Annotated in this window: 25 protein-coding genes; 15 read left to right on the top strand and 10 right to left on the bottom strand. The window is 37.4% G+C overall.

Features of this window, described 5'->3' with window-relative positions; all coding sequences use genetic code 11:
* The first annotated feature begins 1 nt into the window (after position 1).
* The gene (locus F960_RS17150) at positions 2–544 is read left to right on the top strand and encodes a hypothetical protein (protein ID WP_004868032.1); all 543 of its coding nucleotides are present in this window, start codon (positions 2–4) and stop codon (positions 542–544) included.
* 124 nt (positions 545–668) lie between these two features.
* Here F960_RS17150 and F960_RS17145 read toward each other — a convergent pair whose 3' ends face one another.
* Positions 669–2033, bottom strand: coding sequence for an amino acid permease (locus F960_RS17145; protein WP_004868031.1), 1365 nt, complete (start codon positions 2031–2033; stop codon positions 669–671).
* 274 nt (positions 2034–2307) lie between these two features.
* Here F960_RS17145 and F960_RS17140 point away from each other — a divergent pair, with 274 nt between their 5' ends.
* Positions 2308–2664 (top strand): YMGG-like glycine zipper-containing protein, encoded by a 357-nt coding sequence (locus F960_RS17140; RefSeq protein ID WP_004868029.1) that lies wholly within the window; start codon positions 2308–2310, stop codon positions 2662–2664.
* Positions 2665–2789: 125 nt separating this feature from the next.
* Here F960_RS17140 and F960_RS17135 read toward each other — a convergent pair whose 3' ends face one another.
* A complete protein-coding gene (locus F960_RS17135; protein WP_004868026.1) occupies positions 2790–3275 on the bottom strand; it encodes a PaaI family thioesterase in 486 nt (161 codons plus the stop codon).
* A gap of 121 nt (positions 3276–3396) precedes the next feature.
* Here F960_RS17135 and F960_RS17130 point away from each other — a divergent pair, with 121 nt between their 5' ends.
* The 4 genes from F960_RS17130 to htpG all read left to right on the top strand — a co-directional run bounded on the left by F960_RS17130 (position 3397) and on the right by htpG (position 7759).
* A complete protein-coding gene (locus F960_RS17130) occupies positions 3397–4266 on the top strand; it encodes an alpha/beta fold hydrolase (RefSeq protein WP_004868025.1) in 870 nt (289 codons plus the stop codon).
* A 314-nt stretch (positions 4267–4580) separates the two neighbouring features.
* Entirely contained in the window at positions 4581–5168 is a 588-nt protein-coding gene (locus F960_RS17125) for an OmpW/AlkL family protein (protein ID WP_004868023.1), read from the top strand.
* Positions 5169–5348: 180 nt separating this feature from the next.
* On the top strand, positions 5349–5711 hold the full coding sequence (locus tag F960_RS17120) for a lysozyme inhibitor LprI family protein (protein ID WP_373429863.1): 363 nt from the start codon (positions 5349–5351) through the stop codon (positions 5709–5711).
* 116 nt (positions 5712–5827) lie between these two features.
* The gene (gene htpG / locus F960_RS17115; RefSeq protein ID WP_004868015.1) at positions 5828–7759 is read left to right on the top strand and encodes a molecular chaperone HtpG; all 1932 of its coding nucleotides are present in this window, start codon (positions 5828–5830) and stop codon (positions 7757–7759) included.
* Positions 7760–7804: 45 nt separating this feature from the next.
* Here htpG and F960_RS21625 read toward each other — a convergent pair whose 3' ends face one another.
* The 3 genes from F960_RS21625 to F960_RS17100 all read right to left on the bottom strand — a co-directional run bounded on the left by F960_RS21625 (position 7805) and on the right by F960_RS17100 (position 10553).
* Positions 7805–8794 (bottom strand): hypothetical protein, encoded by a 990-nt coding sequence (locus tag F960_RS21625; protein WP_004868011.1) that lies wholly within the window; start codon positions 8792–8794, stop codon positions 7805–7807.
* A 132-nt stretch (positions 8795–8926) separates the two neighbouring features.
* Positions 8927–10114 (bottom strand): hypothetical protein, encoded by a 1188-nt coding sequence (locus F960_RS17105; RefSeq protein WP_004868009.1) that lies wholly within the window; start codon positions 10112–10114, stop codon positions 8927–8929.
* Positions 10115–10337: 223 nt separating this feature from the next.
* A complete protein-coding gene (locus tag F960_RS17100) occupies positions 10338–10553 on the bottom strand; it encodes a hypothetical protein (protein WP_004868007.1) in 216 nt (71 codons plus the stop codon).
* Between the two features lie 297 nt (positions 10554–10850).
* On the opposite strand from F960_RS17100, the gene F960_RS17095 reads away from it, so the two are divergent.
* Positions 10851–11732 (top strand): hypothetical protein, encoded by an 882-nt coding sequence (locus F960_RS17095; RefSeq protein ID WP_004868005.1) that lies wholly within the window; start codon positions 10851–10853, stop codon positions 11730–11732.
* A gap of 61 nt (positions 11733–11793) precedes the next feature.
* Here the strand turns inward: F960_RS17095 and F960_RS17090 are convergent, their stop codons facing one another.
* Positions 11794–13995 carry a phosphocholine-specific phospholipase C gene (locus F960_RS17090; protein WP_035372930.1) on the bottom strand — a complete coding sequence of 734 codons (2202 nt, stop codon included), beginning with the start codon at positions 13993–13995 and terminating at the stop codon, positions 11794–11796.
* Between the two features lie 382 nt (positions 13996–14377).
* Between F960_RS17090 and F960_RS17085 the strand changes: the two genes are divergently transcribed.
* The 6 genes from F960_RS17085 to pqqE all read left to right on the top strand — a co-directional run bounded on the left by F960_RS17085 (position 14378) and on the right by pqqE (position 18233).
* The gene (locus F960_RS17085) at positions 14378–14782 is read left to right on the top strand and encodes an ASCH domain-containing protein (protein ID WP_004868000.1); all 405 of its coding nucleotides are present in this window, start codon (positions 14378–14380) and stop codon (positions 14780–14782) included.
* Between the two features lie 241 nt (positions 14783–15023).
* A complete protein-coding gene (pqqA, locus tag F960_RS21940; RefSeq protein ID WP_081401800.1) occupies positions 15024–15095 on the top strand; it encodes a pyrroloquinoline quinone precursor peptide PqqA in 72 nt (23 codons plus the stop codon).
* Positions 15096–15154: 59 nt separating this feature from the next.
* Entirely contained in the window at positions 15155–16066 is a 912-nt protein-coding gene (gene pqqB / locus F960_RS17080; protein WP_020846511.1) for a pyrroloquinoline quinone biosynthesis protein PqqB, read from the top strand.
* A 15-nt stretch (positions 16067–16081) separates the two neighbouring features.
* Positions 16082–16831 (top strand): pyrroloquinoline-quinone synthase PqqC, encoded by a 750-nt coding sequence (gene pqqC / locus F960_RS17075; RefSeq protein WP_004867995.1) that lies wholly within the window; start codon positions 16082–16084, stop codon positions 16829–16831.
* Positions 16828–17106 (top strand): pyrroloquinoline quinone biosynthesis peptide chaperone PqqD, encoded by a 279-nt coding sequence (gene pqqD / locus F960_RS17070; protein ID WP_004867994.1) that lies wholly within the window; start codon positions 16828–16830, stop codon positions 17104–17106. Before pqqC ends, pqqD begins: the two co-directional genes overlap by 4 nt.
* Positions 17103–18233 carry a pyrroloquinoline quinone biosynthesis protein PqqE gene (gene pqqE / locus F960_RS17065; protein WP_004867993.1) on the top strand — a complete coding sequence of 377 codons (1131 nt, stop codon included), beginning with the start codon at positions 17103–17105 and terminating at the stop codon, positions 18231–18233. Before pqqD ends, pqqE begins: the two co-directional genes overlap by 4 nt.
* Before the next feature lie 160 nt (positions 18234–18393).
* Here the strand turns inward: pqqE and F960_RS17060 are convergent, their stop codons facing one another.
* From F960_RS17060 to F960_RS17050, 3 genes are all read right to left on the bottom strand, one after another.
* Positions 18394–19095, bottom strand: coding sequence for a DsbA family oxidoreductase (locus F960_RS17060; RefSeq protein WP_004867992.1), 702 nt, complete (start codon positions 19093–19095; stop codon positions 18394–18396).
* Between the two features lie 180 nt (positions 19096–19275).
* Positions 19276–19944, bottom strand: a complete 669-nt coding sequence (locus F960_RS17055; protein ID WP_004867991.1) for a CDP-alcohol phosphatidyltransferase family protein — start codon at positions 19942–19944, stop codon at positions 19276–19278.
* 38 nt (positions 19945–19982) lie between these two features.
* Complete coding sequence (locus F960_RS17050) at positions 19983–20393, bottom strand: hypothetical protein (RefSeq protein ID WP_004867988.1); 411 nt, start codon at positions 20391–20393, stop codon at positions 19983–19985.
* 177 nt (positions 20394–20570) lie between these two features.
* Here F960_RS17050 and F960_RS17045 point away from each other — a divergent pair, with 177 nt between their 5' ends.
* Positions 20571–21380, top strand: coding sequence for a hypothetical protein (locus F960_RS17045; RefSeq protein WP_004867987.1), 810 nt, complete (start codon positions 20571–20573; stop codon positions 21378–21380).
* Between the two features lie 356 nt (positions 21381–21736).
* Positions 21737–22237 carry a hypothetical protein gene (locus F960_RS17040; RefSeq protein ID WP_004867986.1) on the top strand — a complete coding sequence of 167 codons (501 nt, stop codon included), beginning with the start codon at positions 21737–21739 and terminating at the stop codon, positions 22235–22237.
* A 74-nt stretch (positions 22238–22311) separates the two neighbouring features.
* Here F960_RS17040 and F960_RS17035 read toward each other — a convergent pair whose 3' ends face one another.
* Positions 22312–23769: a DKNYY domain-containing protein gene (locus F960_RS17035; RefSeq protein ID WP_169333019.1), complete on the bottom strand. Its 1458-nt coding sequence runs from the start codon at positions 23767–23769 to the stop codon at positions 22312–22314.
* Positions 23770–24051: the final 282 nt, after the last annotated feature.

Genomic DNA, 24051 nt, shown 5'->3' with positions numbered 1-24051 from the left:
TATGAAATTTAGTAAAAATCTCCTGAGTGTTGTAGTAGTAGCGAGTGCAATGTCTACGGTTGCTTTTGCCGATCCATTGCCAAATAAAATCGTACAAGAAGCGCATGCAATTGTACCTGTGACAAAAACGCAAATTATTACTACACAAGAAGGGCAGGAACCAGTACGCAAAACTCAAGCGACTGTGTTGGATGTGAAAGATCACGGCAATTCAATCAGCTCACATGACATTGAAAAAATTGACAATAAAGCGCATTTTTCTAAACATGAGTTGGCAAAACCTGAAGTGAAGAAAAAAGCTGTGATTGTTCCTACTTCAAAAATTGAGCAAAAAACAAAAGTCATCAAAGATGGTGTAGTTGTTGCGGAAGCAAAAGACGTTACAGCAAGTGGCGTGAAGTTTCAGGAAGGTCAAGCACCTGAACAGAAAAGCATTCATGTCGGTGAGTTGAATGTCCCTACACGTGGTAGTGTGGCAAAAGCTGTAGTCTCTACTGATGGTGTTCCAACTAAGGCTGTTACGGTCATACAACCTGATCAATAAGGACTTTATCTAAGCAATATTCTCATATAGTTATATGGGAATATTCATTTGAAATATCAACAGATGCTTCGTTATGTTGAAAAAAAACCGCTGAAATTCAGCGGTTTTTTATAGTCTATATGACTTATTTGCTTTGCGGTTTAACCCAAAGCTGATAAGCAGCAGCCAAGATTGCTAACCATGCCGCACCTACATAAAGCGCAGGGCGTGAATCTGGGAAATAGCCAATCAGCGCAATGACGAAAATCATAAATGCAGTTGCTAAAATGGGAGCAATCGGCCAACCAATAATAGGGAAATCAAGCTTTTTAATTTCTTCTTTAGTCAATTTTTTACGCATACCAAATTGAGCGAGAAGGATCATTAACCAGACATAAACCGTAGCAAATGTCGCAATTGAAGCAATGATTTCAAAGACATTTTCAGGGATAGTCGCATTTAAAATCACACCAACGATCAGTACACCAGCCATGACAAAAACGGTCATAAATGGCACACCATTTTTTGAAGTTTTGGTGAAAATATGCGGTGCTTTGCCCTTAACAGCCATACCATACATCATACGACCTGCGCCAAATACGTCACTATTGATCGCAGATACTGCAGCTGTGATCACAACGATATTTAAAATTGATGCGGCAGATTCGATACCTAAGCTTTTGAAAATCTGTACAAATGGGCTACCTTGAGTACCGATTTGATTCCATGGGAAAATTGACATCAAGACAAAGATGGTCAGTACATAGAATAAGATGATACGAAAGGGAACTGCGTTGATCGCTTGTGGAATGGCTTTTTTCGGATCTTTGGTTTCACCCGCAGTAACACCAATAATTTCAATACCACCAAATGCAAAGACGACTACAGAAAAACATGCTAAAAAGCCCGCAAAACCATTTGGGAAAAACCCGCCATGCTCCCAAAGGTTTGAAATACCAGGAGTAAAGTTGGTGTTAGGGACATGTAAGCCATAAGCCATAATCCCAAATCCGCCTAAAATCATTGCAACAATTGCACCGACTTTGACGATGGAAAGCCAAAATTCGAGTTCACCATAAACTTTGACGTGGATCAGATTAATCGCACCGAGAAATAAAATCAGTGAAAGAATCCAAATCCACCGATCAACGTCGGGGAACCAAAATCCCATATAAATCCCGAAAGCAGTCACATCGGCAATTGCCACGATGACCATTTCAAAGACATAAGTCCAACCTGTAGTAAAACCTGCAAATGGGCTTAAATATTCTGAAGCATAATGGCTAAATGAGTCAGATACAGGATTGTGAACCGCCATCTCTCCTAGTGCGCGCATTACAATATAAATTGCAATACCCGCAACAATATAGGCGAGCAACACCGAAGGTCCTGCTTGTTTGATAGCAGAAGCTGAACCATAAAAAAGACCAGTACCAATGGCTGATCCTAACGCTAGAAAGCGAATATGACGCGTGCTAAGCCCGCGTTTTAAAGAAGAGGTCTGTGACATTTTAAACTCCAATCCTTGGGCGCATATTGTATAGAAGCTGAGACATGACTTCATTAAACCTTTGCACTTTATGGACGAAGGGTGGGATGAAAAGTTGGAAAACTACACACCAAATAAAATTCAGAAAACAAAATTTAGAGAATTTTTTTAATGACTTGATGGAGAAGTATTCAAAAATTACAAAAAAAAGCAAGAATTCGTGAAATTTAACATAATTTAGTGCTTTGATATAGAGATAGGCATTAAAGCCAAACTAATAAATTGGAGAGTAGACATGAAAAGAGCCCTCATGATTTTGATGTGTGCAGGACTTCCGACACTAATGTTAGTAGGTTGTGATTCTATGTCGCCTCAAAACCAACGTATTGGCGCTGCAGCACTTGGTGGTGCAGTCGGTGGTGGTGTTGGTAACCATGTCGGTGGAGGCGTTGGTGCGGCCTTAGGTGGCGGTGCTGGTGGTGCTGTAGGCAGTAAAACCCAAAATGGTTCAAACCGAAATGCAACTTATAGTGGTGTGGGTGCAGGGATTGGCTCTGTTGTAGGTAAAGGTATCTTTGGTGGTGATGCTGGAGCTGCAATCGGCGGTGCAATTGGTGGTGGCGCAGGTGCTGCAATCGAAGAGAAACGCTAATCGCTCAGCAAAAAATGAGTTTTAAGTATTTTTTAAATGCTTTGTGAAAATGTCAAAGCATGAAATGAAAGTATTAAAACTCAAGATAAGACAAAAAGCGTTACCGAAATGGGTTAACGCTTTTTTTAATGTTTGCTCGATTTCGGTTTTTTTCGGCGGATATACACGGTTTTTTCAACTTCAGCGATCCGAACACCTGCTTCATCAAAAATATCTAACTTATAAATACGATGTACGGGTGCATAATTTTCAGCAAGATCTTTTACATGCGCTAACTCGGTTGAGTCTAAACGAATATCAGCATATACCGTACTCCGTCCCGGAGATAAAAAATTGATATGTGCAGCTTTATCCCAGACCAAATATTTAGGGCCCAAGTGATACATCAAGATCAACATATAAAATGGATCGACCATCGAATAAAGACTGCCACCAAAATGAACACCCACCACATTTCTATTTTTATGGTTGAGTGGCATTTTTACACGAATATGGAAGTTTTTAAGATCCATCTTTTCGACTTCAATGCCAGCACCTTTAAATGGTGCATATTGATTGATTAAAAATTTTGAGACTACGGGTATTGTCTGAAGTTTTTTTAAAAGATTCATAACGGTCAATTATTCAGAAACACTTTCATAGCATACTAAAGTACAAAAAAACGTCTGACATTGATCAATCCGCCCTGTGCGTCAAATAAATGGTCAATGGAAAATAAAAAGTGGAGTTGATATGCAGTTTCAGTCACATTGGATCAAGACCCAAGATGGGCAAAAGCTTTATGCCAAAACATGGGGCGATGAAAACAAGCCTGCACTGGTTTTGGTACATGGTTATCCCGACAACCAAGAAGTATGGGAGCCGATTATTGAGCAGCTCATTTCAGACTATTACATCGTGACATATGATGTACGTGGTGCAGGGCAATCAAGCATACCGAAACGAATCAAGGATTTTAGTCTACAAAAATTATCGCAAGATTTGGCGAGTGTGACACAAGCTCTTTTAGCTGATCGTGCATACCATCTTGCAGCACACGATTGGGGATCAATTCAGTCTTGGGAGTCTGTGACAGATCCGCAATTTAGTCGCAAAATTCTGTCTTTTTCCACGATTTCTGGACCATGTTTAGATCATGCCGCATTTTGGATGCGCAAACAATTTAGCTCAGATAAAGGCAAATTTTTTAAACAACTGGCAAAATCTTGGTACATTTTAGCGTTCCATTTACCTGTGGTTGCACCAACAGTTTGGCATTTTTTTAGCCCAGAACGATGGAGCAAAATGCTAGAGCAACTCGAACATCAAAAAAATCTGCCTAAAAATGAAAATATCTCGGCAGATGGGCAGTATGGTATCGGTTTATATCGTGCCAATTTTATCCCACGATTAACTCGACCACGTGAACGCTATGCGATTTGCCCTGTTCAGGCGATTGTGCTGCAACGTGATAACTTTGTTAGTCCAGAATTGATCAACGAAATGCCAAATTGGGTCAAAGATTTTAGCAAGGTTGAAATTGATGCCAATCATTGGGCTGTCGTGAGTAAACCCAAACAGATTGCTGAGCAGATTAAGCAATTTATTATAAGCAAATCTTAAAAATATCAGCTTTTAAAAACTGTCCTAAAATGGGCAGTTTTTTTATGCTAAGAATATTATTTTTAAATCTAAAATAATTATTTTAATAATATAATTTTAAATAATAATTCATAGTAAAAAACTAGGATTATTAAATGATATTAAAGTATAGTAAATAACTAAGGATTAAATCCAACCAAAATGGTTTGTTTAAAATAAATGTGATTTAAAACAATAAATTAAAAATAATTTTAAAATTAATTGTATAATAAGTGTTGCATAATATTAAAACTCATGTTTAATATTTAAATATTGATTAACTACTGGTGGCTAAAATGTTAAAACAAGCTGCAATTATTGCTCTATTGGGGATTTCTTCTGCGTCATTTGCTGGTGGATGGCAATTAAAACTCGGTGGTAGTGTGTTAGCGCCAACACAAGACACAACGACTCCACTTGGTGTTGTGAAAGCAGATCACGAAATCAATTTCACGCCTTCGGTTGAATATTTTTTTGGTGATACGCCTTTCTCTGCAGAATTATTATTGGCTACGCCATTTAACCAAGAAGTGACATTGAATGGGACTAAAGTTGCGAAGGTAAAACATTTACCACCAACAATTACTGCAAAATATAACTTCAAAAACTCAACACGCTTTACCCCGTATGTAGGTATTGGTGCGACTGCATTGATTACATGGGATGAAAGTGGTGTAGCTGATAAAGTTAAAAATGACTTTGGTGTTGCTGGTCAGCTTGGTTTTAACTATCAACCAGCCGACGCTAAAAATTGGGGCGTATATTTTGATGTGCGTTACGCAGATCTTAGCCCTGAAGTTCGTTTGAACGTTGCAAATAACTACACGTTTGATTTGGATATTGATCCAATTGTTTACACAATTGGTTATAGCTACAAATTTTAATCGTTTAGATTTTTAGAAAGTTGTGCTTAAAACTCGGTCTTGTACCGAGTTTTTTTATTTTATTTAGCTAATAAATGATGAATTAATAAATTATTTAAACAAATATTGATAGAAAATAACATATGAAAATTAAAGGTTTTTTTGTAGTCTATTTTTATAAAATTCAGATAAAAGTAGCTGATGATGAAAACGATAATTCATACTTCGACATTGTTTTTTAGTTGTTTATTTTCACTTGCATTTGCAACAGCGAGTCATGCTGCAAGCTTTAATTGTGCTGCTGCCAAGACTGTCACAGAGCATACCATTTGCGATACACGCAGTTTAAATGATGCAGATGTCAAAATGGCTACAACATATAATATCGTACGACATTTGGTTCCTATGGGAACGCGTTCGATTATCCAAGATCAACAAATTAAGTGGTTAAAATTACGTGATGATTGTCGTGATTCTGTGAGTTGTTTAACAGATGTCTATAAGATGCAACAACAACGTCTAGACAAATATATGAGTCGTATTTATCAGCAAGGTCCATTTTAGTTTTAATATTTGGCAGATTTAAAATAAAATTTTATTCGTAGTATTGAAAAATCATTCATGCGCTCCAATTCATATGTCATTGATAAAAACATTTGCATATTTAAAGGAGCGATTTTATGAGTGAACAAAGCGCACAACAAGCTACACAAAAGCATAGTTTCCAAGCCGAAGTGGCTCAGCTTTTGCATTTAGTGACGCATTCTCTCTATTCAAATCCTGAAATCTTTTTGCGTGAACTTATTTCGAACGCATCTGACGCTTGTGACAAATTACGTTTTGAAGGGATTAATCATCCTGATTTTTATGAAAATGATCCGAATTTGCATGTCCGCGTTAGTTTAGATAAAGAACAGAAAACCATTACGATTTCAGACAACGGTATTGGTTTAACTGCTCAAGAAGCGATTGATAACCTCGGTACGATTGCAAAGTCTGGAACCAAAGACTTTATGTCTAAATTGACCGGTGATCAAAAATCTGATGCCCAATTGATTGGTCAATTTGGTGTAGGTTTCTATTCGGGTTTTATTGTTGCTGAAAAAATTACGGTTGAATCTCGCCATGCTGGTCTAGACGCTGCTGAAGGTGTGCGTTGGATTAGCGGTGGAACTGGTGATTTTGAAGTTGAGCAAATCAACAAAGCTTCGCGTGGAACAGACATTATTCTACATTTACGTGATGATGCACTTGAGTATTTAGAGCCTTGGAAAGTTAAACAAATCATCAATAAATACTCAGATCACATCAGTTTGCCAATTGAAATGCAAAAAGAAGTTTGGCAGGAAGATGAGGCCGCTGAAGGTGAGCAAGCGCAAGGCGGTAAAATGGTGAAAACGGATGAGTGGGAAGTCATCAACTCAGCCAGTGCACTATGGACACGCAATAAAAGTGAAATCACTGAAGAGCAATATGTTGAATTTTATAAAAATTTAACACATGACTTTGAAGCACCTTTGGCATGGGCACATAACCATGTGGAAGGAAATACTGAATATACTCAGTTACTTTATATTCCAAGCAAAGCATCGGGTGATATTTTTACACGTGAAGCCAAAGCGGGTATTAAATTATATGTGAAACGTGTCTTTATCATGGATGACGCAGACAATTTAATTCCAAATTATCTTCGATTTATCCAAGGTGTCGTAGATAGTGCTGATTTGCCATTGAATGTCAGCCGTGAGCTTTTACAAGAAAGTCGCGATGTCAAAACGATTCGTGAAGGTAATACTCGTCGTATCCTCAACTTGCTTGATGGTTTAGCAAAATCTGAAGATGAGAAAGATCAGGAAAACTTTAAAAAATTCTATGCTGAATTTGGTTCAGTGATTAAAGAAGGTTTGGGTGAGGATTTTTCAAATCGTGAACGTATTTTAAAACTTTTACGTTTTGCTACCTCAACAAATGATGAAATTGTAACTTCTTTAGCTGACTATAAAGCGCGCATGAAAGATGGGCAAAAAGCGATTTATTATGTGACTGCAGATAGCTTGAATGCGGCAAAAAATTCTCCTCAACTTGAGTTGTTTAAGAAAAAAGGCATTGAAGTGATTTTAATGGCGGATCGTGTCGATGAATGGGCGATGAATTTCGTTCAAGAGTTTGACGGTACGCCGATGCAAAATGTTTCTAAAGGTGCAGTTGATCTTGGCGATCTACAAGATGCGGAAGAGAAGAAAGCGCTTGAAGCTGCGGCAGAACAGTTTAAACCTGTGGTTGAGCAGTTATCAGATGCTTTGAAATCGAAAACTAAAGAAGTACGTGTAACGACTCGTTTGGTTGACTCTCCTGCGTGTTTAGTCACTCCTGAGGGGGAATTGTCTCCTCAGTTAGTACGTATGCTTAAACAAGCAGGGCAGGCGGTTCCTGACAGTAAACCAATCTTGGAAATCAACCCTGATCATCCATTGGTGAAAAAACTGCAAGGTTCTCAGCAGTTTGATGATTTAGCCAATGTGATTTTTGATCAAGCGGTGATTGCTGAGGGTGGTTTACCAGAAGATCCAGCTGAATATGTGAAACGTATCAATAGCTTATTGTTGAAATAATTTAATTCAACGCAAAAAAGCCGATCCAATGATCGGCTTTTTTATTTAAAAATGCACTTCAAAACCAAATGATGAACTAATACGATGTTCTAAATCACTGCCTTTATCATTGTAATAACTTAAATCGCTCTGTAAAAATAACCAATTCCGCCAAATAGGTTGTTTCCAAGAGATATAAGGCCCCCAGCTATTCAGTATCCATTCACGATCATAATGACCACTGCTATAAATTCCTAAAATAATCGATTGATTTTTTTGTAATTGAAATTGCTGATAGGTTTTATCCGTCCAATAAAAATTTTCATCTCCTGTCGAACGTGATATTTGCAATTGAGAAAATATCGAAGATTCTTTGGATTGGACATGAGTGAGTTTGAAATTGGTATTAAACTGATTCCCAGATTCCACGCCATATTTATAGACTTGTTCAGTATCTAATTTTAACTTGGGATCGAGTAGCCAATTTTGATTTGCGCTCATCACCACATGAATGTCTTGAGATGAGTCTGAGCCAAGTCCCATATTATTTTTAAAAGGCAAGATTTGGGAAACACTGGCTAAGGTTGAACTAATGAAATCCTTTTTTTCTTGAGTGCTCAATTTTGCAATTTTTTTGACAGTTTGACGACCAAACTGATGTTTAGGTTTTGGAAATAATTTTTCCGTTTGCGCTGTACGTTGGGCTAAGGAGTCATGTCCAAATACAGCCATTAAAGATTGGATATATTCTTCGGTCACAATGACAGGTTCATCGATCGTTGGAGGGGGGGTAACAGTATTGCTTGCTTTTTGAGATTGAATTTTTCTTCTATGTTGTTTTTTTAGAATTTTTTCCTTACAAGTAGCAAAAGCATATCTAGGAATGAAACTGAAAATGTCGTGAGAAGCAGATGAAAAAACCACGGCATGATGTGAAAAATGTGATCGAGTATGAAAATGTTGTGATGTATTGAGCATGCCCCAAAGGCTCAAACACAGTACAAGACTGACTGAGCCTAAAATCAGTTGAGTTTGGGAAGGTTGAGGAGCATGCATACGCAATAACGATAATATTTATGCATATGGTACTGCGAAATAACTTAAATTAGATTAAATCCACAGAGAAATTTCATCTAAATAAGGGCCATATTATTTTCAATAACTTAGACATCAACATATAAATACTGATTAGAAAAGGGCTTCTAAACGAAGCACTGTACTAAAATAATGATCACGATCTAAGCGGTCATCATTGAAATAGTTTAAGTCACCTTGTACAAAGAACCATTCACGCCAAACAGGTTGTCTCCAAGATACAAATGGTCCCCAACTGTTTAAGCGTAAGTTTGAACCATTGTCATAACCGCCGGTATAAAGACCATAGTTGAAACGATTACCTTGGAAAAATTGATGTTGTCTAAAAAAACGGTTATCCCAAGTAAAATCATCTTCTTGTCGGTCAGAAATGGTGAGATAGAACTGATTGGAAAGCATCGCCTGATTTGGACGCATGTGGGACAATTCTAAGTTCGTACGCCAATAATTTTTACTATCAATCCCATAACGATAAATCTGTTCTGCGTGAGCATAGAAATCATTATTTAGCGTCCAATCTTTTGATGCTTTTAAACGCAGATAGATATCATCACCAGAACGGATACCGAGATCAGCATCAACATCAAAAGGTAATTTTTTAGAGAGCTCAGACCATCTTAATGCGATAGAGCTGTTGTCATCTCGGGTACGTTTACGGTCAAAGGATTTGTCTGTTTGACTACTTGGATTTTCATTTGAAATCGCAACATTATCTTTGAGTTCGTTATCTAATGAGTCATCACCGAAGACCACACTGATTTTACGTTGCAAGGTTGGCAATTTGATTTTACCGCGAATACGCGGCTTGATTTCATAGCCATTATGCTCATCATAATAATTATCAAGTAAAATCCGCAAAGTCGCTTCAGCAGGCTTGTTTGGATCAGGTGTACCGAACCAACTATCAATCTTATTGGCGGTACGATCTACCCAATTTCGAACCCCTTGTTGTTGTTGGTCGGTCCATGTCGAGTTTTCCGTTTCAGCGGTGCTTGGAACGATTGGATTATTGGACTCAGGTGGTAGAAAAGTAGGTGTAGAATCAATGAGATTGGGAATAAAATCTAACCAGCTTTGTTGTTGTGTTGTTGCGGGATCAGGTGTTGGAATAGGATGTGTCGTGTAATAAGTATCAGGCGATGGTGCTTGAGGGTTGTTTAAAAGTATTGATTGATCAGCATTGCCTTCGGTTGCGGCGTAACTCTGTCCTGCTGTTACGAGGCAGATGAATAAAAATGAAGTTTTAAAATGACGTAGCGTCGGGTTTAGCTCAAATTTCATATCTTATCTTTTAAAATTAGGTTTTTTGATGTTGAATCTATGAATTCTATAAATAAATCAATGAGAATATTTTTCCGTCATTTTTATCTTAGCTAATTTTTAAATGATGACAAAGCTTAAATCCGATTAAATTTAATAATAATAAAAAATAAATAAAAAAAATCTGCTTCATTTCACATAAAAGCAGATTTTTTTGATTAAAGTTTAGGTTTTTTGCTCAGACTTAGGATGTAGCCGATTTGCATGAACTACATTTTTTTTGATAAATCTTACCTGCAACACCGCCGATGAGTGCCCCACTAAATGTCCCAAAGACAGGTAAAATACTACCAGCAACTGCGCCAATGATGGCTCCTTTGACTGTAGGAGAAAAACGAGATTGTTTTGCTTCTACCCCATTTGAACTTTGCTCTGGATGTTGAACATCTGCATTGATCATGAATATAGCCTCAATTGTTATCTCAAAATCTATGCTAGGACAATTTTGCAAAAATGCTGTACTTGTGCTGTAAAGTTACAGTTATATTCAGTAAAACAGTGGTTATTTAGGTGGATAGTATTTTAAAAAATGTAATATTTTCATAGATAAAGTTTTATAAGTTAAACTAAAAATATCTATTTTAGTTTGAAAATTATATGTGTTACTTATTCAATCTACTCAATTTAAAAGCAAATTTAGAGTGAATTATTCAGCTAGAACAACATCACATGAAACAAATCTAAGAGAATCGAAAAGATGAAAATAAAACCGTTGATTCAAACATTACTGATCCTCAGCTCACTCGGTATATTGACTACGCAACCCAGTTTTGCAGCTACAGTTTCAGTCGAAGCGCCAACATCAGCAGTCATTTTAAATGATTTGAATTTTAAAACTTTTTTTATGAAGTTTTACCAAAAAGATATCCGTTATTTGAAAATGAAGTCATTGGATGAGGCTCAAGCCGTTGGACTAGATGATGGACATGGCAATCAGAGATATGCTGTTTATATGCCTGTACAACGTTATCAAAATTTACAAGGAGAACAGCGCTTTATTGTTTGGATTCAGATTTTTGACCAGGAAGACGGTGAAATTAACAGAGGGCATCCATCACGCCCTGTCGTGGAAATGTATTTATTTAAAAAGTTAGAAAATGGTACATATCAACTTTTAAGTCAAAGTTATCCGGAAATGGATATTTCGGGGAGTTGGGGAGAGTCGCATTTGGAAGCGCAGGATTTTTCCAAAATTAAACGTGTAGGGAAAAATCAAATGGGCTTTACCTATGGTGGGGGCTATACCTCCACGGGTGAAGCTTCAGAGTGGGAATATTTGATTGTTTTAAATGAAAATGGCTGGATTCAACAATATCCATTTGGCTTTGCATCAAGTAATGCAGGGGCACATGAAGAACAAGATCCAGAGTTTGGTGCTTATGATATCAGCTATAAACTGATTGCTGATCCACAGGCAAGTAACTTATATCCTATCGAGGTGCTGTATAGAAAGCGGGGGAATGTTGATTGGCGTAAATTACCGAAAAATGGCTCGAAGGAAGTGCTAAATTTTAATATCAAGAAAAACTGTTATGTGCATAGTGATCAAAGCTGTGACCGCATGGTTGATGATGACTGATGTAGTTATACATCAGTCGATCGTGTTTGATTATTTTAAAAATACGTCAAAGGAAATATGACTAACCGAGTAAGTAACCGAAAGCTGGATCACTGACCGAGTCTTGACCATTTTCAACACGTCCAGCAAATCGACGATAGAAACTTGGTGCTTCTTTGCAGCTCACTTCGTAGTCATACCATTGTCCTGAATCTTTAAGGATGAATGGAATCAACTCTTCAGTATTTGGTTTCACAGTTACGGTTTTTTCTGCAAGTTTAAAATAGGCTTTGTCTTTGATCGTCAAAGTACATGCTACCGAACCTGTATTGTGCAATTTGAGGTATACATCACCATTTTCATTGTCATAGCAGACTTGGATTTCAGGCAAGACATTGGCTTTACTGATCTCGGTCATATTGCCCTTAAAATGTCTGTGAAAGCCATTGTGGCTGAGCACCCATAGATCATATTGGTTATTGTTTATTGTCCAAATATCATCAAGTTCTTTGTTCGTTTCTACAACGTAGCGCTTAGGATATTGTTGTAAATTCAATTTATCATAAACATGAAACACAGCACCTTGAGCCCCAGCATTGGCAAATTTGAGCTGTACGTTCGCCGTATTTGCAACTGCACTGGTGTGTAAAATATAAGGCAAAGCACGAGATTGTCGGATACCCGTTTCTTGAACAGGAAGTTGTTGATTTTCAGGAACTGGAATTTGTGCAAGTTTATCCTGAGCCTTTGCAATTTGGTCTACCTGTTCTTGGGTTTTTCGTCCATCAAGTGTAGGCATAGCAAGATCATTCGGATTTTTAAAATCAAAAGCAGAGGTCAAGTCTCCACATACTGCACGCCGGAAAGTACTGATATTAGGTTCTTTCACATTAAAACGTTTTTCTAAAAATTGAATCACAGAAGTATGGTCAAATGTTTGTGAGTTTACCCAACCACCGCGACTCCACGGTGAAATGATATACATCGGGACACGCATACCAGGTCCAAATGGCTGGCCATCACCATAAGCAATCCCATCTTCACGTTTTCTGAACTTGTCTCCAGGTTGTTTTGTTGTACCTTCTGGGAATGGATAATTACAATATTCAAATGACATCTCCGCATCATTAATCGTACTTTTGCCATACACCTGACCTTTTTCATCACGATAAGGTGCTGTTGGAGGTGCTAAATGATCAAAATAGCCATCATTTTCATCATAGTTAATAATCAGTACGGTCTTGCTCCAAACCTCAGGATTTGCAGTTAATGCATCCAACAATTCTTGAACATACCAGCCCCCTTGAACAGGAGTGGATGGAGATGGATGTTCTGAATAAAGTGCAGTAGGAACAACCCAAGAAACTTCAGGCAGGGTATTGTTGATCACGTCCTGTTTTAAAGTATCAAACAAGCCATTGTTGGGTAGGGTGTTTGCAACGCCTTTAAATAATGGGTTGTTGAGATCATCTATAGCAGGATCATAGGCAGGGCTGACGACATTACTATCACTACTTGCACGACGTTCTAGCGGCGCTTTTTCATTGGCGGCACGAAATTGACGAAATGAAATGAGCTGATTGCAACCAAAGTTATCAGGCATATTTTGATAAACACGCCATTTTACTCCAGCAGCTTCTAAACGTTCTGCATAGGTCGTCCAAGTCAGACCAATACTCGATGAACCTAAGTCACTCAATTCATTATTGAGCATATTAACGCCAGCAGGTTTTGTCCCATTGGATCCCGTGTAGTAAAACAGGCGATTAGAATGAGTTCCTGTATGCATCGCACAGTGGTTGTTATCACATAAAGTAAAAGCTTCTGCTAATGCATGCTGAAAGCTGAGTTCTTTATGTGGAAAATAAGACATAGAGTGATCTTTTTTAATTTTTGGCCAACTATCCATGCGACCACCGTCCCAAGCTTGATGTGAGTCAATCCAAGTGTGTGGAGTGCTTTTTAGACGTTGAGCATTGCCTTTTTCACTGTCGAGTTCGTACGGTAGAATTTGTTTACCTTTACTATTTAATTGTTGCCAGACATTGCGATCATTAGGTAATGGAATCGTAAACCTGTCACCAAAACCTCGGTAGCCTTTACGAGTACCGTAATAACTATCAAAAGAACGGTTTTCAAGCATCAACATCACCACATGTTTGACATCTTGAATGGTGCCAGTTTTGTTGTAAGCATCAATAGCCAATGCTTTTTGGATTGATGCTGGAAATGCTGCAAGCGCCCCAACCCCAGTAAGACCTTGTAAAAAATGACGACGATTCATTTTAATATTTGGCATTTTTATTCTCTCAAATTAAGGCGCGCAGTTAAGTTTTGCAGGGCTAGGCTTAGAGCTAGATGTATCATCGTTGCTATCATTACAAGCAGTGAGCCCTAAACTCATTGAAAAGATGAAACTCAATATAAAAAATTTCCGATTTTTAAAATGTTGCATAGCATGTTCCATGATTGCTATCGGTAGTAGAGGAGCCAAAACCATAGGAAAGCTAAGTTGCATGCAAGTTACGTTTTGTTTTAAGAAAAATGACATAGATTTTTTATGTGATAAAAACACCAAATAACTCTATAATTTTTAATATTTTATTTTTAAATGTTTTATTTTGTATAAAATATAAAAAAATACCAAAGCTAAAGGATGATAAAAAATGACCGAATTTGTGGATAACTTGGTGACTTATCCAGCCCTCTCAATCGTCGCTCCACATGGTGAAAATATTGCAAAAGGATTGAAAAAGCTCGAAATTCGGAAATGGAAGCCAGAACAGCTACCACTAAAAAATGTCATGATTATTGAAAATAAAAACTACTTATTACAAGAAAATGATCAAGAACTTGGCTATGCAGTGGCATTGGTAGACTTTGTTTCTGTGCATGCTTGGCAGGAAAATGAGATTGAAATCGCGTGTGCTTCATACTGGGCAGCAGGGTACTATGCGTGGAAGATTGAAAATGTACGGGCAATTGAACCCTTCCCGATGATTGCCAAAAGAAAAATATATGATGTTGAACTTTTAGCGCAGCAGATTATTTTTAAATCGTTCGATTTTTAGATCAAACAATCCTTCTCCAAAGAGAGAAGGTACGTCCAATACTAATTTAAAACAATAAATAAGGCTTTTTATAACAATATGAGATTTAGCCTTTCATTTATAAGTATTTGTTTAAAGTTTGACGCATAAAAACTAAATGTTCATTACATTAAATTACATTACTTTTTCAAATCATCAACACTCTCTTTCATTTTAGCTCTTTATATTCAATACACCAATACTCATTTTAGGAGCAATAAAAATGTGGGTAAAACCTGCTTATACAGATTTAAGAATCGGTTTTGAAGTGACCATGTATTTCCATAATCGTTAATATTTTCTAAAAGCTCTAGATTGACTAGGGCTTTTATTATTTTGGGGGTTTTAGTCTTTATGTATATACATATATTGGGATCTGCTGCAGGTGGTGGTTTTCCTCAGTGGAATTGTAATTGTCAAAATTGTTTAGGTTTTAGAAATAATCAGATCAATGCTCAAGCGAGAACACAGTCTTCGATCGCGGTATCAAATGATGGTATTGACTGGGTATTACTCAATGCATCACCCGATATTCGTGTACAACTGAGCCAATTCAAACAAGCGCAACCAGCAAGACAGATTCGAGATACAGCGATCCAAGATATTATTTTGATGGATAGCCAGATTGACCACGCAACTGGATTGTTAAGCTTACGTGAAGGATGTCCATTACAAGTCTGGTGTACAGATATGGTGCATGAAGATTTAAGCACAGGATTTCCGTTATTTAAGATGTTGCAGCACTGGAATGGTGGACTGAATTGGAATCAAATCAAACCATCACAGGCTTTTCGGATTGAAAAGTTTAAAGATCTAGAGTTCATTCCCTTTGTGATTCGTAGTGCAGCACCGCCTTATTCACCTCATCGAAATAACCCACAAGATGGAGATAATTTAGCATTGCTGATCATCGACCATCAGACTGAAAAATCACTTTTTTATGCGCCAGGTGTGGGACAAATTAGCCCAGAATTATTTGTAGTTATGCAAAAAGCAGATGCCGTTTTGGTGGATGGAACTTTGTGGACGGACAATGAAATGGCTGAAAAAGGTGTGGGAACCAAAACGGGTCAGGAAATGGGGCATTTACACTTGAGTGGGGAAAATGGCATGTTGTCTATTTTAGATCGCTTAGATAAACCACGTAAGATACTGATTCATATTAATAATACCAACCCAATTTTAAATGAAGATTCTCCCGAGTATCAATCATTAGCACAGCACGACGTAGAGATGGCATTTGATGGAATGCATTTTCAATTATAAAAAAGAGGTCAATCTATGCCACAAGCCCTGTCCAGAGCTGAGTTTAAACAAGCCATTTTAGATAAAGGTCGGTTTTATCATATTTATCATCCTTACCATAAGATGATGCATGCGGGTCAAGCCAATCAAGAACAGATTCAGGCTTGGGTCGCCAACCGTTATTATTATCAAGTGAATATTCCCTTGAAAGATGCCGCGATTTTAGCCAATTGTCCTGATGCTGCAGTACGCCGTGAGTGGATGCAACGTATGTTGGATCAGGATGGTGAAGGTGCTGAAACAGGAGGGGGCGAAGCTTGGCTTAGGCTCGCTGAAGCCGTTGGCTTGACCCGATCAGAAGTGGTCGAACAAAAATGGGTACTACCGGGTGTCCGTTTTGCAGTCGATGCTTATGTCAATTTTGCACGTCGAGCCGTTTGGCAAGAAGCTGCAAGTAGTTCACTGACAGAATTGTTCGCACCTGAAATTCACCAATCTCGTTTGGATAGTTGGCCCACGCATTATCCTTGGATTGATGAACAGGGCTATGACTATTTTCGTTCACGTTTATCTCAAGCCCGCCGTGATGTCGAACATGGTTTAAATATTACTTTAGATCATTATCAAAGTTACCAAGACCAGCAGAGAATGCTGGAAATTTTACAGTTTAAATTGGATGTGCTTTGGAGTTTATTGGATGCATTATCAATGGCTTATGTACATAAAGAACAACCATATTTTACTGTAACGGATCAAGCAGTTTGGCATCGAGGGTTATTTAAATGAGTGAATATAAACGTGAAAAGATCGTGAAATGGCGTGCTGGATATCGTTTTCAGTTTGAACCAGCACAGAATAAATACGTCATTTTATATCCCGAGGGTATGATTCAGCTCAATGAAAGTGCCAGTGAAATTGGTCGATTCATTGATGGGAAAATGACAACGGATCAAATTATTTTCCAGTTAATACAGAAATATCCTGATGCTGCTGAGTTGGCGGTTGATGTCGATGATTTTATGCAGGTTGCGCAACAACAGCATTGGATCGACTTTGTATGAGTGCTGTAGGACTGCCACTTTGGTTGTTGGCTGAGCTGACTTACCGCTGTCCTCTACAATGTCCTTATTGTTCCAATCCTTTGGAATATGCCCAGATTAAACATGAACTTTCAACTGAACAGTGGTGCAATGTTTTTGAGCAGGCAAGGGCAATGGGAGCCGCACAACTGGGTTTTTCTGGTGGTGAGCCTTTGGTCCGCCAAGATCTGGATGTATTGATCGAACATGCACATCAGTTGGGCTTCTATACCAATTTAATCACTTCAGGAATCGGGCTGACAGAAGATAAAATCGCTCGCTTTAAACATGCTGGATTGGACCATATTCAGATCAGTTTTCAGGCAAGTGACCCCGTCGTGAATGATGCATTGGCAGGTTCTAAACATGCATTTCAACATAAACTTGAAATGGCAAAACTGGTCAAAAAATACGATTATTCGATGGTACTCAACTTTGTGATTCATCGACATAATATCGAACAAATTGCTGAAATGATTGAACTGAGTATTGCTTTGGGAGCGGATAGTGTAGAGCTGGCGGTTTGTCAGTTTTATGGTTGGGCTAAATTAAATCGGCAAGGTTTATTGCCCACCCAAGATCAACTTCGCTTGGCAGAAGAAATAACCCAGCAGTATCGAGATAAATTACAACAAGAAAATTCAGCATGTAAATTGATTTTTGTGGTGCCAGATTATTATGAAACGCGTCCAAAACCATGTATGGATGGTTGGGGGAAAGTCTTTTTGACGATTGCACCAGATGGAATGGCGCTTCCTTGCCATGCCGCAAGACAACTTCCAATCCAGTTTCCTTATGTGCAAAAACAGACTTTGCAGCAGATTTGGTATCAGTCCACAGGCTTCAATTATTTTCGGGGGGATGCTTGGATGCCAGAACCTTGTCAAAGCTGTGACGAGAAAGAAAAGGATTATGGTGGATGTCGTTGTCAGGCATTTATGCTGACTGGAAAGGCTGAAAATACTGATCCTGTATGCTCGAAGTCGGTTCATCACGAGGTGATTTTAGAGGCTCAACAACAAGCTGAAAATCAGATCACAATTGAGCAGCTGACTGCACGAAATAGTCGAAATTCTAAAAGTTTTATTTCAGTGATCAATGTGCAATAAAGCTTATTTAATTGTAAATACGTTGTTTATAAATACGATACTTATAAATATTATGCGCGGGAAATGGTATTTCAAAATAGAGTTGCTATGAACAGCATATTTTGATGATTCAAACCCACTTTTGCAGTCACAAAAGTGGGTTTGACCTGCTGAATGCCCGTTATTTATTTGGCACTTCACATGATTCATCATTACAAACAGCGCCATTTTCTTGCTCAATTTCACCTTGTGCTTGAGTAGAAATCGCTTGTTGTAAAGCTTGTAAAAATACTTCACGAGGCTGTGCGCCTGATAAAGCCAAGCGTTGATCAAAAACAAAGAAAGGTACTCCAGTGACATTGAGTTGTTCATGAGCCAATTTTTCATCATGACGTACAAAATCAGCGAATTCTTCAGAGTCTAAAACATATTCAACTTCAGCATTATCCAAACCGATACGTGAGGCGATTTCCTCAACGGTTTCACGTTCGCCGATCGCCAAGCCTTCAGTCATATAAGCATGGAAAAAAGCTTCTTCAGCCTCAGTGCCCAAACCTTTGCTTTGTGCTAGATGGATAATACGATGTGCATTAAAAGTATTTCCAGAATTGGCTTTTTCCCAATTAAATTGAATGCCTTCGCTGAGAGCAGCGGCTGCGATATTACGTTCCATTTCTTGGGTTTGTTCGATGGTACGCCCGTATTTTTTAGCTAAACGCTCAGTGTTTGACGTGTCATGTTTTGCAGGTGCATCTGGATCAAGTTCAAAACTGTGCCAAATCACTTCAAGCTCTATACCTGCTTCTTTTGCCACATTTTCTAATCGTTTTTTACCAATATAGCAAAATGGACATACTACATCGGACCAAATATCTACACGCATGACTTTTCTCATTTCTCTTGATTGTATAAAGATGGGGGTGAAGCCAAAGATTTAAAGCCAAAATTTGTCAGTTATTGTAATAGCACATTATAGCGAGGACATATTTTCAAAGTTTTTGATTTAAAAATATGTCCATTTTTGAAAATAATTTTATTTTATATGATTGAAAATAAATATATTTTATGAAGAATGAGTTTTCTCTAAGTATTGATATGCCATAGTACTACGTCGGATCAAGGTCCAGATACAGCCGAGATTCATGATGATTAATGCAATGAGCATCACATAGTCATGCTGCCAAAAATACTGCTCGATCGCTACCAATACACAACTCACGGTCAGTAAAGCCATGCGCTGTTGTTTTGCCATCGGACCTGTGAAATTTGATGGTGCACCAATCGCCACAGCAAGTGTTCGTACATAGGCGGTGAGTACTGCAAGTAGTGCTGCTAGCCAACCTAAGCTGTCGCCCCATGTCACACATAATATCGAATAACCCGCAGCGATAATGATCAGCGGATCGGAAATACGGTCAGGAATATCATTAAATAACTCACCTGAAGCAGTCGATTTTCCACCCTCAATCGCCACCATACCATCAAACAAATTGCACAATAATCTGGCTTGTATAAAAAGGGCAGCCAAGATCATCCAGAGCGGTCGATAGTCGATTTGTATTACTGAAAAGACAAAACAAGCCGCAGAGCAAAGCGCGAAAAAGATACTTAAAATAGAGATCTGATTTGGCGTAATCGATTTTTCACTTAACCATTTCGCAAAATTTTTGGCAAGCTGATTGCCCCGTACTTTTAAGGGACGTCTTGATTCTAAATTTTCTTCATTTTGCATATTTTTTCTCAGGTTGTATTTTATAAAAGATCAATTTTTCATTTAGTTAGATTAGCTTGATTAAACTTTTGATAAAGTTTGAAATTGGTAAATGCTGCAAATAAAAACGCCACAGTCAAAACAGGGCTTAAGGTATATAAAATCGCAGGTGTCCCAATCAGATGATGCACGATAACTAAAAAGCTACCTGTGATTAAGATGGTCAGGATCGGTGGCAGCACAAGTTTTAATGTTTTTTGATGAAAAAAATTAAATAATTTTTCAATTAAAAAAGTGATCAATAATGTGATGATAAAACTACAAATGCCTTGGGTTAATCCAGAAATAATGCCGTGATTGAGCGAGCCATGCTGTGTATTGATAAAAAATGACCATCCGCCCCAAAGGACAAATGCAAGCGCGGCAGAGATAAAATTGTATTGTTGACTGATTTTTGAATTGGCTGTCATTGTTATATTTAAATAAAAAGTTATTGGTATTTAATCGTATTTATCGACTAAATTTCAAGCATATTGAAAATATAGCCTTTGAGTTGTTGATTCAGATATCATTTTTCTATTCAAAAATGCTGAAATAATAGGTATTCTAAAAAAATAATTGTCTAAAAAATAGACTTGAGGTGCGATATGAAACGTCTCATTTGGATTTTAAGCCTCATCATACTGATCATTGCTGCAGTATTTTTCTATCAATATTCGATGCGAAATAACGAAGAACATAATAAAAAAATGTTTGATGTGGTCATGACTGAAAAAATGCAAGACTTATATGATCAAGCTCAAGATTGGTCTAAACCATTGCAATTTGATATCCATGATCGACGTTTGCATGGTGATTATAAGGTACTTTCAGAGTTTCTTTTGCAGGTCTGGTCAAACAATATCGAAACTCGAAATACCTATTTACGGACCTTGAAACAAAATCATTGGGATCAGTTTTTAAATGTGCAGCGTCTAGAAAAAGATAAAGCCAATGGTTTTAAAGAAAGCGATCAAATCCTTGAAAATGTTCATAAAGCTATGGATGTTTACCAAAAAGAAAATGAACAAAATAAAAAACAGGCACTGGCAAAAGCTGCAACTTTGCAAATGAGCGAGGACAAGAAACAAGCGTTGTTAGAAAAATTGAAAAACAATCAGCAAGTGATTAAGGAAGATTCACTTTTTGCAAATGAATTGCAGATTATTCATAAAGCGGATGATATGTTGGACATGTTGAAAAAGTATAAATGGCAGGTCAAAGATCAGCAAATCTTGTTTTATGAAGATGCTCAGGTAAAAAAATTTAATGCTCTATATCAATCTGTCTTGAAACAAGATGCCAAAATTGAAGAAAAGAAAATCCAAAATGCCGAAGCAGTGACAAGCGATGATGATGCAAATAGTGCAAATGTAGCTCAAAGTGAAACCCCAAAAATCGAGGATAATCATAAATAATCTCTCAAAAACTTTTTCGTAGACCGATGAGAACCGTATTGCGGTTTATTAGATCTCTTTCATAAATCTAAAATACACAATCATTTATTATTTTGAAAATTGATATCGGATGGTCCCTTCTCACTTCGGGAGAAGGTTAGGATGAGGGTCACCTTATTGTGGAATATGTTACTCATTCTTTAAAAAGGAAAGGGAACTGCATGTGATCAATATTATTGGAAATATAAAACAATAAATGAACCATTTATCTGAGTATTGCTGAAAAAATATGCAAATTATTATATTTTAATAGCAGTATTTTTTGTTTTTTAGCAAAGATTTTTACTATTGATCAAAACAATTGATGGGTTAAGGCGATGAAATTTACTCAAGTTTCAAAAATATTAATCATATTTTCAAGTTTCGCTCTCCATACCGTTCAGGCTGAAGAGCCAGTTTTATTGCCATCGATTCAAGCTATGGCTGAGTCTGAAATGCGCGATGAGGAAGTCGGTATAGTGCCTTATCAAGAAGATTCAAAGGTACGTAAGGCTTTGCAGCATCATGTCAATAAATCAGAACGTGATATACAAAATTATGTCGTTAATGACAATATCAAAGTGATCGATTTTCAGCCTCCAGCCGCAACTCCTGATATGAGTAATTTATCACCTGCCTTACAACAATATGTTTTAGCGATTGCTGCAGGATTGAAATCTTCAGATCCGAGTAATGGTTTGTTTAATATGTTGGAACCTTTAGGGATTAATCGCGGTAATGCTGATGCGCTACGAAATGGGACGTTGAAGCTCAATATTGATATGGATAGCAGTCGCTTACAACAGATCTTAGGACCAAATTGGAAACAAAACAAATAGGGTCTTTTTGACGATTTTCGCCTTGTCTTATTCTAATTGAATCATCCAATATTCAAACACATAAACCTCTTGTTCTAGTTTTGAGTTGAAGTAAAAATTCTTTTAGGACTAAAACTTGTCGCTATACGAGCAAAGTAATCTGCAATTTCCGATTGATCATTTTCATTGATCAGTTTGATCACAAAACCATGTGTCTGAGTTCCACTGCGTTGACTACTGGTACGAATCAGTTTGGATTGAAAAGTATAAGGCACGGCATTGACTTGGAATTGATGATCTTGAGTCACCTCTATGACGTTGGGTGAGAAGTCATAAAGTTGCACCAACCTTTGATAAAACTCATCGTAAATATAAATACGATGTCGATCTGCAAAGATAAAATGATAAAAGCCGGGGTAGGGCTCACTGCTTTGTGTAGCTACGATTTTAAGCTGCGTAGGGTCAATAGCATGTGAGCCAAAGTATTTTCCATAAGCCACTTCGGGCAGTGGATTTTGATTAAGATAAAAATAGTGACCATCGCTAGCCAAGTTTAAACCATCACTAAATCGGTTTGCCCCAACATAGATTTGCGTGTTTTGCGCATTGAGATTTTTAAGCTGATATTGCTGATAAAACACATTCTTTTGATCGTGCACATAGTCTCTACTGTTTAGAAAAGCTTGTGCTTGAGCAGGATTTAGGTTGTTTAAAGCGATATTTTGATAATAAACCTGCTTTTGATCTTTTGCATAAAAATAGACGAGAGCATTAAATTTTGGATGCAAAATCGCAGAGAATGTTTTGGCATCAGCATTCGATATTTGTTTATCCTGATAATAAACACTTCGTGAATCTTTGCTATAGTCATTGCCGAGATATTGTGTGGTTTGTGGATTTAATTTTTCTAAAATATGATCTTGCCAGTACACATGTTGCGAGGTTTTCCCGACATTACTATAAAGTTCAGGTGCACGATCTGGCAAATGATCTAGGCTTAGACCGATAAAATTTTCTGTTGTTGCATCTGGTATAAGAAAATGTCCTCGACCTTGTTTCCAGATATAGATCTGATCTTGAGCGCTTCTAAAATTAGTCCCATCAATCGGCTGCTCTTTGTTGTCGAGTGATATTCCGTCTTGTCTTTTTGAGATATAAAGGATTAAGCAGATCACAACGATTATGGCAAGCAAAGCGGCAAAGATGAGTTTAAATTGACGTTTAATTTGGCTATCTTGATAACGCTGGTTGACTGCTACATCACTTGAAAGGCTATAAATTTGCTTGTCTTTTCCTACAGTATCCACAGCGAACTTTAATGCCTTAGGAGATTGTTTTTTGATCATTGACCAAAGTTGGTCGATTTGCTGTTTTTGTTGATTGTTTTTAAATTCAAACAATGTACGGAAAGTCAGCTGATAGGTAGTATTTTTCTGTAATAATTCAATCTGAAGATAGGGATAGGATTGATTGTATTCCAATAAGCGGATACTTGCGATTTCATCCCATTTAAATTGTTGTGGCTTGAATAGTTTGGATGCAGGACAACTCATATTGATCGCTTCGGGCGTTATTTGAAACGAGATTTCAGTAGAAAATAGTTGCTTATAAATTCTGTCAAAAAGTTTGATTAATAGAAAAAATAAAGCAAATAAAAAAATTAAATTGAGTAAAACGGCAAAATATGAGGTGAATTGATAAAAATAATACAGACTGGTGTCGTAGATAAAATAATAAGCCGTCAACCAAATCATCAGGATGAATACAATAAATAGCCCCACCATTATTGGGTGGGTAGGATAGGTTTTAAGTTCAATCATTCGATTAGAAGAGGT

The sequence above is a fragment of the Acinetobacter gerneri DSM 14967 = CIP 107464 = MTCC 9824 genome (assembly GCF_000368565.1).
GTDB lineage: Bacteria > Pseudomonadota > Gammaproteobacteria > Pseudomonadales > Moraxellaceae > Acinetobacter > Acinetobacter gerneri.
This window is presented reverse-complemented; position numbering and strand designations above follow the sequence as displayed.